Here is a 14,617-nt window from a genome sequence, read left to right as displayed (position 1 = left end):
AACCTTTCCCCCGGCGCAGGCCCCAGGGGACGGGGGCGGGGGGCGGGGATGAAGGCTCGGAAGTACGAACTGTTCGCGAGGGCCAGGCGCCCGCGCCCGGCCCGGGCGCGGGAGATCCTGGCCTATCCGGCCGAGGCCCAGTTCGTGTTCGACGCGGGAACGCCGCCGGCGCGTCCGGTCCGGGTCGACGAGGGCGACCTGCTGGACGCCTATTCCAACGCCGTGGTCCGGGCCGTTGAGACGGTCGGCCCCAGCGTGGTGCGCATCCACCCGATGCTCGACGACCCCAACCTGCAGGGCGTGGGCTCGGGCTTCGCCGTCGCCGAGGGCGGGGTGCTGCTGACCAACAGCCACGTGGTGCAGGGCGCGCGCCGCTTCGTGGTCATCACCGCCGACGGCCGCAGCCTGACGGCGCGCTGCATCGGCGATGATCCCGACACCGACCTGGCCTTGCTGAAGATCGACCAGCCGGTCGACCTGCCGCCGGTGCGGCTGGGCGATTCCAAGGCCCTGCGGCGCGGCCAGCTTGTCATCGCCATCGGCGCGCCGCTGGGCTTCGAGGCGACGGTGACCACCGGCGTGGTCTCGGCGCTCGGCCGGTCCCTGCGCGGCGAGCGCGGGCGGCTGATCGAGGACCTGATCCAGACCGACGCGGCCCTCAATCCCGGCAACAGCGGCGGACCGCTGGTGGCCTCCAACGGCGAGGTGGTGGGCGTGGCGACCGCCGTCATCGTCGGCTATCCGGGCCTGTGCTTCGCCGTGGCCGCCAACACCGCCCGCTTCGTGATCGGCGAGCTTCTGGCCCACGGCCAGGTGCGGCGGGCCTCGATCGGCGTCGTCGCCCAGCAGGCGCCGGTGCCGCCGCTGCTGGCCCGCTCGACTGGCGTCACCCAGGGCTATGCGGTGTTCGTCGCCCAGGCCGACCCGGGCGGCCCCGCCGCCAAGGCCGGGGTGCGGGCCGGCGACCTTCTGATCAAGGCCGGCGAACGCCCGCTGACCGGTCTCGACGACATGCTGCGGGTGCTCGACCACGCCTGCATCGACGTGCCGACGGCCTTCGTGCTGATCCGCGAGGGCCGGCTGATGACCACGACCATCACGCCTCGGCTGCGGCGCAGGGGCGGCTAGTTCGCGCCGTCGGGCGTGGTCACCTTGAAACCCCGGGCCTTCAGTTTCTCGAGCACCCCGTCCTCGGCGACCAGACCGCGCAGCGAGAACACCGCCACCGCCTTGCCGGGCGTCTTCATGGCGTCGGCCACCGCCTCGACCTGGGCGTCGGACATCTTGCGGAAGTCGTCGGCCATGCCGGGCAGGGCCATGATGCAGCGCCGGCTTTCGCGCGGGGCGTAGACGGCGGATCGCACGTCGCCGTCGGCCCAGGCCCGGGCGGCCTTGCGCAACGGTTCGGGACCGGCCTCGACCTCGGCCAGCGCACCCTCCAGGCAGATCAGGCCGGCCGCGTCGGAATGCTGCTTAACCAGGGCCCTGATCATCGGCACGGCCTTGTAGACGGCGGCCCGTCGCGCTCTGACCTTGTGCTTGCGGGCCAGCCTCTCGATCGTGCGGTCGGGCTCGGAGTCGGTGAGGCCGTTCGTCTTGCGCGAGGCGCCCAGCAGCATCAGTCCGGCCCCGAGCGGCTTCCAGTCCTTCCAGTCGTCGTCGGTGCGGCCCGTCGCCGCCCAGGCCCTGGCCATGCGTGGGGCCAGGTCCGGCGCGACCGCGTCGAGCGGCCGGTCGGCCTTCAGCTTGCCGCGCATCGACAGCAAGGCCGGCAGGTCGGTCACCCCCGCCTTGGCGATGGCGGGGGTCAGCAGAACGAAGGCGCCGTCGAGCCGCCGCTCGAGCACCGAGGTGTCCCAGGTCATGCCCTTGGGAACAGCGCCCGGGACGCCCAGGATGTAGACCGTGGTGTCGCCGTCGCTGACCTTCCACCAGGCCGGACCCGGCAGCCTGGCGTTGACCACCAGTTCCTCGACGACATTGGCCTCGGGGTCGTCGATGGCCTGGGCGCGCACGCCGGAGGCGGCCGCCAGCGCCATCAGGCCGGTCATGGCCAGGATCAGCTTCCGCAACGCTCTTCCCCCTCGTTGTGCGCTCTTCGCCCGACGTCACTCGTCCGGCGTGGAGACCTTCAGGCCCTTGGCCCGCAGCTGGTCGAGCACCCCATCCTGGGCCAGCAACGAGCGCAGTTCGATGACGGCGACGGCCTTGCCCGGCCTTTTCAGGGCCGCCTCGATGGCCTTCACGGCGTCGTCGCGGCCGTCGCGCAGTTCGCGGGCGATCGACGGGGTCGAGTCCAGGCAGCGCTGGAAGCCGCGATCGGCGGCGACCACGTCCCGCACCTGGCCTTCCGCCCAACGCTGGGCGGTGATCTTGATGCCGCCTTCGCCGCTCTCGGCCTGGCGCAGGCCGGCGTCCAGGCACAGCAGCTGCAGGGGCTGCGGCGCGGTCGCCAGGGTCTTGATGGCGTCGGCCAGACTGTAGTTCGAAAGGTTCTGGATCCGGGGGCGCTTGGCGATGTCCTTGCTCCTGGCGATGTCGCGGATGCGATCGGTGACGCCGCCGACGCTGATCGAGACGCTGCCCTCCTGGCTGTTGGCGACCAGGAAGCCGGCGAAGGCGGGCTTGGTGTCGTCCATCGAGTCCGGCTTCATCTTCGCCTTCTTCAGCTGGGTCTCGAGCCGCGCGCGCAGGTCCGGCGGCAGGGTCTGGCGCATCGGCCGCTCGGAGACGAACAGCTTGCGGCCGCCCATGGCCAGGGAGATCATGCGCACGACGCTGATATCGGCCTCCTGGCCCATGATCAGCACGTTGGCCCCGTCCAGCCGGCGACGCAGCACCGACTCCTCGGCCCGTGTGCTGGTGGGGACCATGGCCGGCACGCCCAGCACGTAGACGGTGGTGTCGCCGTCGCTGACCTTCCACCAGGCCGGACCGGGCAGGCGGGCGTTGACGATCAGCTCCTCGACGAGGTTCTCGTTGGGATCGACCCGTTGGAGGTTGATCGGGCCGGAGGCGTCGACCGCCTGCTGCGCCAGGGCGGGACCGGCGCAGAGAGCCAGGAGGAAAGCCGCGAGGGCGGGGGCTGCGGCGACGCGATGGATCACTATCTCTCGTCCTCGGCTTGTTCGGAATCGTTCTAGAATGGCGGTTCGTCGCAAGCTGAACCGTTCTCAACCGGGGCGGTCAAATTAAGTCGCCGCAATGCAGGCCCGTCCTGCGCCCGAAAGTCCGTTTTCCATGCCGATCCGCCGCCTGCCGCCCGAGACCGTCAACCGCATCGCCGCCGGCGAGGTGGTCGAGCGGCCCGCGAGCGCCATCAAGGAGCTGGTCGACAACGCCATCGACGCCGGCGCGACCCGCATCGAGGTGGAAGCCCACGGCGGCGGCCTGACCCGGATCCTGGTCGCCGACGACGGCTGCGGCATGAGCGCCGAGGAACTGCCCGTCGCCATCGAGCGCCACGCCACCTCCAAGCTGGCCCCCGACGACGAGGGCCTGTGGGACCTGCTGCGCATCCACACCATGGGCTTCCGCGGCGAGGCCCTGCCGTCGATCGGCTCGGTGGCGCGGCTGCAGATCAGTTCGCGCGCCAAGGGCCAGCGCGAGGCCTGGTCGATCCTGGTCGAGGGCGGCCGCGTCGATGACGTCGCCCCCGCCGCCTTCGCCGGCGACAACGGCACCCGGATCGAGGTGCGCGACCTGTTCTACGCCACGCCGGCCCGCCTGAAATTCATGAAGTCCGAGCGCGCCGAGGCCCAGGCGATCACCGAGGAGCTGAAGCGCCAGGCCATGGCCCACGAGTCGGTGGGCTTTTCGCTGGACATCGATGGCCGCCGCATCCTGCGCCTGCCGCCCGAGCATCCGGGTCCGCAAGGACGCCTGGCCCGCCTGGCCGCCGTGCTGGGCCGCGACTTCCAGGACAACGCCCTGGAGATCGACCAGACCCGGGACGGCGTGCGGCTGTCGGGGTTCGCGGGGCTGCCGACCTACAATCGCGGCAACGCCGCCCACCAGTACCTGTTCGTCAACGGCCGGCCGGTGCGCGATCGGCTGCTGCAAGGCGCGCTGCGCGCCGCCTATGCCGATTTCCTGGCCCGCGACCGCCATCCCAGCGCGGCGCTCTACGTCACGCTCGACACCTCGGAGGTGGACGTCAACGTGCACCCGGCCAAGGCCGAGGTGCGCTTCCGGGATCCGGCCCTGGTGCGCGGCCTGATCGTCGGGGCCCTGCGCCACGCCCTGGCCGGGGCCGGCCACCGCGCCTCGACCACCACGGCCGCCCAGGCCCTGGACAGCATCCGCGCGCAGAACGTCTATCCGGGCTACCAGCCCGGCCCGTCGCCGGCCGGTTTCTCCGCTTGGCGCGAGGGCGGCTGGACGCCGCCGACCCAGCGTCCGATGGACCTGCCGGGCCTGTCGGACGTCTCGGCCCGTCACGAGGCGCGGCCGGAGGAGGCCTATCAGACGCTCGGCGGTGGTTTCGGGGGCGGCGTCGCCGAGGCGGTGCGCGAGGCGGCCTATGGCGGCTACGACGCCCCGCCGTCGGTGGCCTATCCCGCGCAGGACTACGCTCCGAGCCAGCCCTTCGACCCGATCGACTTCCCGCTGGGCGCGGCGCGGGCCCAGGTGCACGAGACCTATATCGTCGCCCAGACCCGCGACGGCGTCGTCATCGTCGACCAGCACGCCGCCCACGAGCGCCTGGTCTATGAGCGGATGAAGCACGAGATGGAGGCCGGCGGCGTCGCCCGGCAGACCCTGCTGCTGCCCGAGGTGGTCGAACTGGATCCGGCCGAGGCCGAGCGCGTGGTCGCCCGCGCCGAGGAGTTGTCGGCCCTGGGCCTGGTGCTCGAAAGCTTCGGTCCCGGCGCGGTGCTGGTGCGCGAGACGCCGGCCCTGCTGGGCAAGGCCGACGCGGCGGGCCTGGTTCGCGACATCGCCGACGACCTGGCCGAGAACGGCCAGGCCCTGGCGCTGAAGGAGCGCCTGGAGGAGGTCTGCTCGACCATGGCCTGCCACGGCAGCGTCCGCGCCGGCCGCCGCCTCAACGCCGCCGAGATGAACGCCCTGCTGCGCGAGATGGAGGCCACGCCCCACTCGGGCCAATGCAACCACGGCCGCCCGACCTATGTGGAGCTGAAGCTGTCCGACATCGAGAAGCTGTTCGGGCGGCGCTGATTTCCTTCTCCCCTTGCGGGAGAAGGTGGCGCGAAGCGCCGGATGAGGGGTCTCTCAGACATGAGACGCTCCACCCGGCCTGACCGCTTTGCGCGGTTTCGAGTTCTGAGAGACCCCTCACCCGACCTCCTTCGGAGGCCACCCTCTCCCGCAAGGGGAGAGGGATCTAAGCCACCTGCGGATCCAACGACTGCACGTCGTGCCAGTCGTGCAGCGGCAGCATCGGCCGGGCAAAGGGCGAGACCGTGGCCGGGGCATGCAGCAGGTCGGTGACCTCGGGGCCGGTGACGAACGGCACCTCGTGGTCGACGCAGGCCAGCAGTTCGCGCCGGCGGGAAACGCCGGTGACGCCCTGCCAGATGCGCTTGCGGCGATAGGTCGGGCCTTCGCGCATGAAGCGGTCGATGGCCGCCAGTCGTTCGCTTTCGACGGCGTCGGGCAGGTCGAGGGTGACGCTGCTGGCGAAGTCGGGCGGCAGGTCCTCGACCCGGAAGGCCGGATCGCGCACCCGCAGGTCCAGCCGCGAGACATAGGGCGCCAGGAACGACTTGATCTGCGACAGCGCCGAGAACGACGGCACGCGCGGGGTGTCGTAGATGCCGGCCGCCAGGCGGCCGCGCGCCGAGGCCGGCAGGGCCGAGAGCCCGACGGTCAGAAGGTTGCGGCCGCTCGGCTTGACCAGGCTGGAGAAGCAGATCGGCACGAAGATCACGCCGGCCTCGTCGGCCTTCAGCAGGGCGGGCAGGGCCGCCAGGGCCGCGGCGTCGGCGTCCTCGGCCTCTGCGTGGATATCGTGCTCGAAGGCGTGGCGCTCGACGAGGGCGTGCACGACGACGCTGCCGACGAAAAGCTCGCGTTGCAGGTGATAGACGCCGCGGAAGCCCAGCGGGCCGGTCGGTTCGGGGCGCGAGACGATCTTGGACAGGGCCTCCATCGGCGGCTCGCCGGCCACCGGTCCGCCGGGCGGTGCCAGGGAGACCACCCCGTTGGGCGTGACCTTGCAGACGCGGCCCAGGCCCTCGGGATAGGCCTCGTCGATCATCAGCGCCCGCACGGCCGCCAGCGACATGCCGCCAAAGCGCATGACCTCGGCCTGGTCGCCCTCGACCAGCAGCAGGCTGACCTCGCCGTCGCCCTCGACGCCGAACAGCTTGCGCTGCATGTCGCGAGCCATGGCCTGAAGTTCGCGGGCGTCGAGCCGCGTGGCGCGGGGATCGGCCAGGACGAAGGTGAACGGCGCCACCAGGCCGTAGCGGCGCGGATGCAGCCAGGTGGTTTCCAGATAGGCCCCGGCCACCTTGGCCACGAGGGCGGCCATGGCGTCGTTGTCCGCGAAACGCAGTTCGTCGCCGACGAAGATCTTCAAGCACGCTACGGCAGTCATGGGAGCAACCTTCGCGCGCGGTGGTTACCGACAGGCGCCTATGAGGTTGCGGCCAGACGTCGCACGAACCTCGGTCTCGCCGACGCGTTGTGGCGGGGGAGGAGATCGTCATGCAGATCCATCGCGGCCGGCTGATCGACCATGTCCACCTGCGCGCCAGGGACCTGGAGGCGACCAAACGCTTCTACCGGGCGGTGCTCGAGGCGCTGGACGTTCCCTTCGACGACGCCGAGGACCACCTGTCGGCCGACGAGTTGTGGGTCGACGCCGGCGAGCCGGCCACCCACGTGCATCTGGCCTTCCAGGCCAAGGACCAGGACACCGTGCGGCGCTTTCACGCGGCGGGCCTGGCGGCCGGCGGGCGCGACAACGGCGGGCCGGGCGAGCGGCCCTACCACCCCGGCTACTACGCCGCCTTCCTGTGGGATCCCGACGGCAACAACATCGAGGCGGTGTTCCACGGCCCGGCCCAACGCTCGGCCGACAGCGTGGTGTTCACGTTCTAGGGGGGCGTTACTCATGGCCCCCAAATCCGTCCTTCCCCGCGAAGGCGGGGATCCAAGCTGGCTCTCGGGTGAGGCGCGGCCGCGGATTGCCTTCGGACTCGGCTTGGATCCCCGCCTTCGCGGGGATGCTCGGTGCAAAAATGGCGGGTCGATAGAAGCCGCCGGACCCTAGGCCGCCGCCTCGGCGGTCCAGCCGTAGAGCGGCAGCTGACCGCGCGGGTAGGGCGCGACAGTGGTCGGCGCTTCCAGCAGTTCGGTGACCATGCCGCCGCTGACGAAGGACGCGCCCTGGTCCAGGGCCGCGGCCAGTTCGCGCGGGCTGCGCAGGTCGCTGACGCCCTGCCAGACCTGGCGGCGGCGATAGAGCGGGGCGTCCTTGAGGAAGCGGGCGATGGCGGCCAGGCGGTTGGCCTCGGTGTCGCCCTCGGGGTTGAAGGTGATGCTGGCGGCCAGGGTCGGCGGCAGGTCCTCGACCTGGAAGGCCGGGTCGCTGACCCGCAGGTCCAGTCGGCTGAAATAGGGATCCAGGAACGCCTTCAGCTGGCCCAGGGCGGCCAGGGACGGTGCGCGGGGCACGCCGTAGACGCCCGCCGCCAGCCGTCCGCGCAGGTCGCCGGGCAGGGCGCGCAGGCGGCTTTCCAGCTCGGCGCGCAGGCCAGGCTTGAGCACCGACGAGAAGCCGATCGGCACGTAGGCGACGCCGGTGTTGGGGCCCAGGGCGGCGATCGCGCCCTTGAGGATCGCCATGTCGTGCAGGGCGCGCTGGCCGTCGACATAGGTCTCGTAGGCGACGCCGGCGTGGCCCGCCTCGCGCCACACGGCGACGTTGCCGACGAACAGCTGGCGGCCGGTGTGATAGACGCCGCGCCAGGCGACGCGGGCCGGCAGGGGGCGGGGGCACAGGCGGGCCAGGGCCTCCATGGTCGGCACGCCGGTGACCGGTCCGCCCATCGGCATGACCGAGCGCACCTCGCGCGGGGTGATGCGGCAGACGCGGCCGGCCAGGGAGGCGTCTTCCTCGCCGGACAGCAGCAGGGTCAGCTGGCGGGCGGGCAGGCCGGCGAAGCGCATGACCTCGTGCTGGTCGCCTTCGAACATCAGCATGACGATCTCGCCGGCGTCGTCGTCGCCGAACAGGCGGTGCTGGAGGGCGCGGGCCAGGGCCTGCAACTCGCGGGCGTCCAGCCGCGTGGCGCGCGGGTCGGCCAGCACGAACGAGAACGGGGCCACCAGCCCATGGCGGCGGGGCGCCGTCCAGGCGGTCTTCAGGTGCTCTGCGGCGACCTTGGCCACGAGGGCGGCGTTACGCTCGGTCTCGGCGGGATCGTCCCCGACGAAGACCTTCAGGCAGGCGATGGCGGTCATGTCGCGCAGGTTGCGCGAGCGAGGTTATCACGCGTTATAGGTCAGCTGCGACCCAGCGTCGCGAACGCCGGTTTCCGAGTGCGCCTAGGCGGCCCGCAGCGGCAGTTCCTGGGCCGCGCCCAGGGCCGGCGGCTTGTCGAGCAGGGCGCTGACCGCCGGACCGGCGGCGAAGCGCAGGCCGGCGGCGCGGCAGGCGTCCAGCTCCTTGGCGCTACGCACGCCCAGCACCGCCTGGCGCACGCCCTTGCCGCGATAGATCGACTGGCGCGAGGCGAAGAGGGCGATGGCCTTGATCCGCTCGGCGTCGGACTCGTCGCCCAGTTCCAGCGAGATGCTGGAGGCTATGTCGCCGGGCAGGGTGTTCACCGGGAAGTTCGGGTCGGAGATGCAGAGGTCGATATAGGCGAACGAGCCCTGCAGGAAGCCGCGGATCTGCTGCAGCAGGCCCATCGAGGGCTCGCGCGGGGTGTCGTAGACGCTGGCCCCCAGGCGCGGCTGCAGGTCGAGCGGGAAGCGCGACAGCCGGCGCTTGTAGGCCTCCTGCGACGCCGGGGTGGTCAGGTTCCAGAAGCTGAGCGGCAGGAACAGCGCGCCGTCGCCGTTCTTGACCGTCGGAAAGCCGAACTGGGCGTCGTTGAGACCGGTGAGGTCGCGGGCCAGCAGGTCGGAATCCTCGGTCGGACGCGGGGCGGCCAGGTCGGCCTTGTGGCCCAGCAAGGCGCCGACCACGGTCTCGCCGGGCAGATGGTAGATGGCGCTCCAGCCGGTGGTCAGCGGCGCGGCGGCCTTGGCCGGCGCGACGGGCGTGATGGGGCGGACAGGGGCGGCCGGCTTGGCGGCGGCTTTCGCGGGGGCGGGCGCCGGCTCGGGCGCGGCGGCCGGAGCGCTGGGCACCGCGCGGATCTCTTCGGCGGTGATCACCTGCACGTGGCCCGGCGCGCCGGAATAGCCGCGGCCGGCCATCAGGCCCGCCAGTTCGCCTTGCGACAGGCTGGCGAACTGCAGCACGGCGTTCTCGTCGCCCTCGAAGGTCATGAGACAGACCTGGCCGCTCTTGCGGCCGGGGAACAGCGAGGTCTCCAGCTCAATGGCTAGGGCCTGCATCTCGGTAGGATCAAGCTGCTCGGCCTTGGTGTCGGCCAGCACGAAGGCCAGGGGCGCGACGACGCCGTAGCGGCGCGGGGCCTTCCAGCGATGCTTGAGATAAAGGTCGGCCGCGACCTCCACTTGGGTGGGGGGGACGCTGGCGCCCGCCGTCTCCGCGGCGGTGAGCAGGATACGCAGGCAGGCAATGGCCGTCATGGTCGTCAATCTGACGGCCAATGCTTGGCGAAATCCTTACAAAGCAAGGATAACGTCGGTTTTTCTTATTTCGCGCAGGTATAGGTGCGGCAGGTTGTCGCGATAGCCGGAAGCTCTACCTGACGACGACCCGCCGCGACAGGCTCAGACGAAGTCCTCGCTGAGGCGGAACTCAAGGCGCTGCTTGACGCCCGGCCAGTCGAAATCGGTGATCGAGAACACGGCCGTGTCGCGCACGTGGCCGGTCCAGGTGATCTTGTGGCTGCGCAGCACGCCTTCCTTGCTGGCGCCCAGCTTCTCGACCGCGGCCTGGCTGCGGGCGTTGCGGACGTCGATGTTGAACTCCACGCGGATGACGCCGGAGTCGAAGGCGTGGCCCAGCAGCAGGCGCTTGGACTCCGGGTTCACCGGGCCCGAGCGGGCGCTGGGGTGCAGGAAGGTCGAGCCGATCTCCAGGCCCTTGTGCAGGCGGCGGATGTTCAGATAGCTCGAGGTGCCGACGATCTTGCCGTCCGACTTGCGGCGGATGGCGAACCCGATGCGCTCGCCCCGGTCGCTCTCGCCCAGCAGGGCGCCCCACCAGTCCTCGAAGCCCTCGCCGCAGCCGTTGACCGACATGATCTCCCAGCTTTCGGGATCGCAGTCGATGGCGCCGCGCAGCTCGTCGCGCAGTTCGGGGGTGACGGGCTCCAGCCGGACGTAGCGGCCTTCGAGGGGCTTGATGGTCAGGTTCATGCCGGTGTTTTCCGTCAGGAGCGGGCGCGTGACAAGCCGCCAGGCGAGGATCCGGCGCCGAAGCGGCGGGATCGTTCAAAATGGTCCCGCATCGCCCGCTTGCCGCGCCCGTAAACTCGGTGTTACAACTCCTTCAAACAAGTGTTTGAACCAGGGATCGGGAACGCCATGGACTTCGACATCTCTCCCCGTCAGCGGGAATTCCTCGACCGGGTGAACGCCTTCATCGAGGAACACGTGCGGCCGGCGATCCCGACCTACGAAGCCGAGATGGACGTTCCCGCCGACCAGCGCTGGAAGGTCGTCCAGGTGCTGGAGGAGCTGAAGGGCAAGGCCAAGGCCGCCGGCCTGTGGAACTTCTTCATGCCGCCGCACAGCGGCCAGGTGCATGTCGACGACACCTTCGAGTTCGAGGGCGTGCAGCTGACCAACCTCGAATACAGCCTGATCGCCGAGCAACTGGGCAAGATCGGCTTCGCCTCCGAGGTCTTCAACTGCTCGGCGCCCGACACCGGCAACATGGAAGTGCTGATGCGCTACGGCACGCTGGCGCAGAAGGAGCGCTGGCTGCGGCCGCTGATGAACGGCCAGATCCGCTCGGCCTTCCTGATGACCGAACCGGAGGTGGCCAGCTCCGACGCCACCAACATCGAGACCCGCATCGAGCGCGACGGCGACGACTACGTGATCAACGGCCGCAAGTGGTGGAGCTCGGGCGTGGGCGATCCGCGCTGCAAGGTCGCCATCGTCATGGGCAAGACCGATCCGACCGCCTCCACCCACCAGCAGCAGAGCCAGATCCTGGTGCCGCTGGACGCGCCGGGCATCGAGGTGGTGCGCATGCTGCCGGTGTTCGGCTTCGACGACGCCCCGCACGGCCACGCCGAGGTGATCCTGAAGGACGTCCGCGTGCCGGTCGAGGACGGGCTGATCCTGGGCGAAGGGCGCGGCTTCGAGATCGCGCAGGGCCGCCTTGGCCCCGGTCGCATCCACCACTGCATGCGCACCATCGGCGCCGCCGAAGTGGCGCTGGAGAAGATGGTCAAGCGCCTGATGACCCGGAAGGCCTTCGGCAAGTACATCTCCGAGCAGTCGGTGTGGGAGCAGCGCATCGCCGAGGCCCGCATCGACATCGAGATGTGCCGCCTGCTGTGCCTGAAGGCCGCCGACATGATGGACAAGGCCGGCAACAAGGCCGCCCGGCTCGAGATCGCCATGATCAAGGTCGCCGCCCCGCGCATCGCGCTCAAGGTCATCGACGACGCCATCCAGGCCCACGGCGGCGGCGGCGTCACCACCGACTTCGGCCTGGCCAAGCTCTATGCCGGCATCCGCACCCTGCGCCTGGCCGACGGCCCCGACGAGGTGCACTGCCGCACGATCGCGCGGATGGAATACGCCAAGTACGGCGACCTGGCCTTCAAGCAGAAGGCCGAGCGGGAAGCCGCCCTCCACGTGCCGGGGATTCGTTAGCGCCGATCCCTCTCCCCTTGCGGGAGAGGGTGGCCTCCCGGAGGGAGGTCGGGTGAGGGGGTGCACGAACAGAAACGCTGCGACGGCTGGTCAGCTGTCGCGGCGTTTTTGATGTCTGAGAGACCCCTCATCCGTCGGCTTCGCCGACACCTTCTCCCGCAAGGGGAGAAGGATCAGAACCCCGGCGCGACGATCGCCCGCGCCTGGGTCTCGTCGCAGCGGATCTGGTCGATCATCAGCTCGATGCTGTCGAACTTCAGTTCCGGGCGCAGGAAGGCGATCAGCTGGGTTTCGATGACCTGGCCGTAGAGGTCCTCGTCGAAGTCGAACAGCCAGGTCTCCAGCCGGGTCTCGACCTCGCCGGTGGTCGGATTGTTGCCGAGGTTGGCGACGCCCGGGATCACCCGGCCGTCGGGCAGGCGGGTGCGGGTGGCGTAGACGCCGAGCTTGGGCACCACATAGTCGACGATCTCGACATTGGCGGTGGGGAAGCCCAGCTGGCGGCCCAGCTGCTGGCCGCGCCGCACCACGCCCTCGATGGCGAAGGGGCGACCCAGGATCCGGGCGGCTTCCTCGGGCTTGCCGGCCCGCAGGGCCTCGCGCACGCCGGTGGACGAGAACTTCTCGCCGTCGCGGTTGGCCACGGGCTCGGCGACCGAGACCGAGAAGCCCAGCTCCTCGCCATAGGCCTTCATCGCCTCGGGGCTGCCGGTGCGGCCCTTGCCGAACGAGATGTCGAAGCCGACGGCGACGTGGCGGATGCCCAGGCCGTCGTGGAGCACGCGCTCGGCGAAGGCCCGGTCGTCCAGCGTGGCCATCTCGAAGTCGAACGGCAGCAGGTAGAGGAAGTCGACGCCCAGGTCGCTGAGCAGGCGGGCCTGCTGCTCGACCGTCATCAGCCGGAAGGCCGGCTCGGTGGGGCGGAACAGGCGCCGGGGGTGCGGATCGAAGGTGACCACGCCCAGCGGGACCTTCAGTTCGCGCGCGGCCCGGGCGGCCTCAGCGATCACCTGCTGGTGGCCGCGATGGACGCCGTCGAAATTGCCCAGCGCCACGGCCGCGCCCTTCTCCTCGGGCGCCACGTCCTTCCAGCCGTGGACGATCTTCAGACGCACGCGCGGATCCATGCTCAGGCGCCCTTCTTCGGAACCAGGACCACGGCCTCGCCGTCGACCACGGCCTTCTTGCCGACGATGCAGGTGGTGGAGAGGGTGACGCGGCCCTTGGCCTCGTCGATGGCGGTGACCGCCACCTTGACCACGACCGTGTCGCCGATGCGCACCGGCCGCTTGAAGTTCAGCGATTGCGACAGATAGACCGCGCCGGGACCCGGCAGGCTGGTGCCCAGGGCCGCCGAGATGTAGCCGGCCGACAGCATGCCGTGGGCGATGCGCTCGCCGAAGCTGGTGGTCGCCGCATAGTCGGCGTCGAGGTGGACGGGGTTGGTGTCGCCGGTCACGTCGGCGAAGGCCTGGATGTCGGCCTCGCCCACGGTGCGGCTGAGTTCGGCGCTCTGGCCGACGCTCAAGTCCTCGAGAAAGAGACCCATGCGATCCCCGATCCTGCGTTCTTATTGCTCTTAGACGGGCTTTGTAGCGCGCCGGGCGGGGTTCACCAGACCAGATCGGCGATGGCGTGGGTCGCGCCGACGCTTTCGGCGGCCAGCAGCTGGGCCACGGCCTCGGGCGACAGCAGGCCGTCGGCGCCGATGGCCTTTTCGCCATGGATGCCCTTGGCGATGAACAGGCACGCCAGCTTCTGGTTCTCGGCGCCCAGCACGTCGGTGATGACGCCGTCGCCGATGCACAGCACGCGCGAGCGATCCACCGGGCCGCCCTTCAGGCGCTCGGCCTGGGCCAGGGCCAGGTCGTAGATCGCCGCGAACGGCTTGCCGGCCATCACCACCTTGCCGCCGAGTTCCTCATAGAGGTCGGCCAGGGCGCCGGCGCAGTAGATCAGCTTGTCGCCGCGCTGCACCACCCGGTCGGGATTGGCGCAGATGAACAGCAGGCCGCGATCGGCGGCGATCTTCAGGCGGTCGCGATAGTCCTCGGGGACTTCGGTCTCGTCGTCATAGAGACCCGAGCACAGGATGAAGTCGGCGTCTTCGCAGCCGGCCAGCGTCAGGTCGAGGCCCGCCCACAGCGGCGCGTCGCGGTCGGGGCCGACCTTCCAGACCTTCTTGCCGGCCTGGGGCGTCAGCAGCGAGCGCGTGGCGTCGCCGCTGGTCACGAAGGCGCTCCAGGCCTCGCGCTGCACCTTCAGGCCGTCCAGCTGCGACAGCACGTCGGCCGAGGGGCGGGGGGCGTTGGAGATCAGCACCACCGGGCCGTGGTCGCGGTTGAAGCGCTCCAGGGCGTCGCAGGCTTCCGGGAAGTTGCGCACCCCGTTGTGGATCACGCCCCACACGTCGCAGAGCACAACGTCGTAGCGGTCGGTCAGGGCGGAGAGGCCGGCGGGAAAGTCGATCATGGCAGGGCGGGTACCGGGCGAGAGTCCGAGCGTCAATGGCGGGCGAGCGGCGAGCCGGAGGGCGCACAGCCGCGCTTCGCATGTGGTGATCACCCGTCAAGATATCAACAGCTTCTGTTGATAGGTATTTCGCCCAAAATGGGAAGTAACGCTGTTCGTTATTATAGGTAATTTATCTACGGAATTTAATAATTTGCGA

At 70.3% G+C, this 14,617-nt stretch carries 13 protein-coding genes; 4 read left to right on the top strand and 9 right to left on the bottom strand.

The window, feature by feature from the left end; genetic code table 11:
* Positions 1-48: 48 nt before the first annotated feature.
* The gene (locus tag AC07NS_RS01295; RefSeq protein ID WP_494600853.1) at positions 49-1,128 is read left to right on the top strand and encodes a S1C family serine protease; all 1,080 of its coding nucleotides are present in this window, start codon (positions 49-51) and stop codon (positions 1,126-1,128) included.
* Here the strand turns inward: AC07NS_RS01295 and AC07NS_RS01290 are convergent.
* Together AC07NS_RS01290 and AC07NS_RS01285 are read right to left on the bottom strand one after the other, a co-directional pair.
* On the bottom strand, positions 1,125-2,072 hold the full coding sequence (locus AC07NS_RS01290) for a TraB/GumN family protein (protein ID WP_494600851.1): 948 nt from the start codon (positions 2,070-2,072) through the stop codon (positions 1,125-1,127). The genes AC07NS_RS01295 and AC07NS_RS01290 overlap by 4 nt on opposite strands.
* 36 nt (positions 2,073-2,108) lie before the next feature.
* On the bottom strand, positions 2,109-3,107 hold the full coding sequence (locus AC07NS_RS01285; RefSeq protein WP_494600849.1) for a TraB/GumN family protein: 999 nt from the start codon (positions 3,105-3,107) through the stop codon (positions 2,109-2,111).
* A 133-nt stretch (positions 3,108-3,240) separates the two neighbouring features.
* On the opposite strand from AC07NS_RS01285, the gene mutL reads away from it, so the two are divergent.
* Positions 3,241-5,181 (top strand): DNA mismatch repair endonuclease MutL, encoded by a 1,941-nt coding sequence (gene mutL / locus AC07NS_RS01280; protein ID WP_494600847.1) that lies wholly within the window; start codon positions 3,241-3,243, stop codon positions 5,179-5,181.
* A gap of 166 nt (positions 5,182-5,347) precedes the next feature.
* On the opposite strand, the gene AC07NS_RS01275 is transcribed toward mutL, so the two are convergent.
* Positions 5,348-6,565 (bottom strand): hypothetical protein, encoded by a 1,218-nt coding sequence (locus AC07NS_RS01275; protein WP_494600845.1) that lies wholly within the window; start codon positions 6,563-6,565, stop codon positions 5,348-5,350.
* Between the two features lie 110 nt (positions 6,566-6,675).
* Here AC07NS_RS01275 and AC07NS_RS01270 point away from each other — a divergent pair, with 110 nt between their 5' ends.
* Positions 6,676-7,071, top strand: a complete 396-nt coding sequence (locus AC07NS_RS01270; protein WP_494600843.1) for a VOC family protein — start codon at positions 6,676-6,678, stop codon at positions 7,069-7,071.
* 168 nt (positions 7,072-7,239) lie between these two features.
* On the opposite strand, the gene AC07NS_RS01265 is transcribed toward AC07NS_RS01270, so the two are convergent.
* The 3 genes from AC07NS_RS01265 to AC07NS_RS01255 all read right to left on the bottom strand — a co-directional run bounded on the left by AC07NS_RS01265 (position 7,240) and on the right by AC07NS_RS01255 (position 10,473).
* Positions 7,240-8,436, bottom strand: coding sequence for a hypothetical protein (locus AC07NS_RS01265; RefSeq protein WP_494600841.1), 1,197 nt, complete (start codon positions 8,434-8,436; stop codon positions 7,240-7,242).
* Positions 8,437-8,520: 84 nt separating this feature from the next.
* Positions 8,521-9,738, bottom strand: coding sequence for a hypothetical protein (locus AC07NS_RS01260; RefSeq protein ID WP_494600839.1), 1,218 nt, complete (start codon positions 9,736-9,738; stop codon positions 8,521-8,523).
* A gap of 144 nt (positions 9,739-9,882) precedes the next feature.
* Positions 9,883-10,473 carry a GNAT family N-acetyltransferase gene (locus AC07NS_RS01255; RefSeq protein WP_110119092.1) on the bottom strand — a complete coding sequence of 197 codons (591 nt, stop codon included), beginning with the start codon at positions 10,471-10,473 and terminating at the stop codon, positions 9,883-9,885.
* A gap of 168 nt (positions 10,474-10,641) precedes the next feature.
* Between AC07NS_RS01255 and AC07NS_RS01250 the strand changes: the two genes are divergently transcribed.
* Positions 10,642-11,946 (top strand): acyl-CoA dehydrogenase family protein, encoded by a 1,305-nt coding sequence (locus AC07NS_RS01250; RefSeq protein WP_494600836.1) that lies wholly within the window; start codon positions 10,642-10,644, stop codon positions 11,944-11,946.
* A gap of 173 nt (positions 11,947-12,119) precedes the next feature.
* On the opposite strand, the gene AC07NS_RS01245 is transcribed toward AC07NS_RS01250, so the two are convergent.
* From AC07NS_RS01245 to AC07NS_RS01235, 3 genes are all read right to left on the bottom strand, one after another.
* Positions 12,120-13,061 (bottom strand): bifunctional riboflavin kinase/FAD synthetase, encoded by a 942-nt coding sequence (locus tag AC07NS_RS01245; RefSeq protein WP_110119099.1) that lies wholly within the window; start codon positions 13,059-13,061, stop codon positions 12,120-12,122.
* 14 nt (positions 13,062-13,075) lie between these two features.
* Entirely contained in the window at positions 13,076-13,495 is a 420-nt protein-coding gene (locus AC07NS_RS01240) for a MaoC family dehydratase (protein ID WP_494600834.1), read from the bottom strand.
* Positions 13,496-13,557: 62 nt separating this feature from the next.
* Positions 13,558-14,418: a TIGR01459 family HAD-type hydrolase gene (locus AC07NS_RS01235; RefSeq protein WP_494600833.1), complete on the bottom strand. Its 861-nt coding sequence runs from the start codon at positions 14,416-14,418 to the stop codon at positions 13,558-13,560.
* Positions 14,419-14,617 lie beyond the last annotated feature (199 nt).

Source organism: Caulobacter sp. GW821-FHT10A10 (assembly GCF_059415745.1).
Note: the sequence above shows the minus strand (reverse complement) of the source record. Positions and strands in the feature narration are given on the sequence as shown.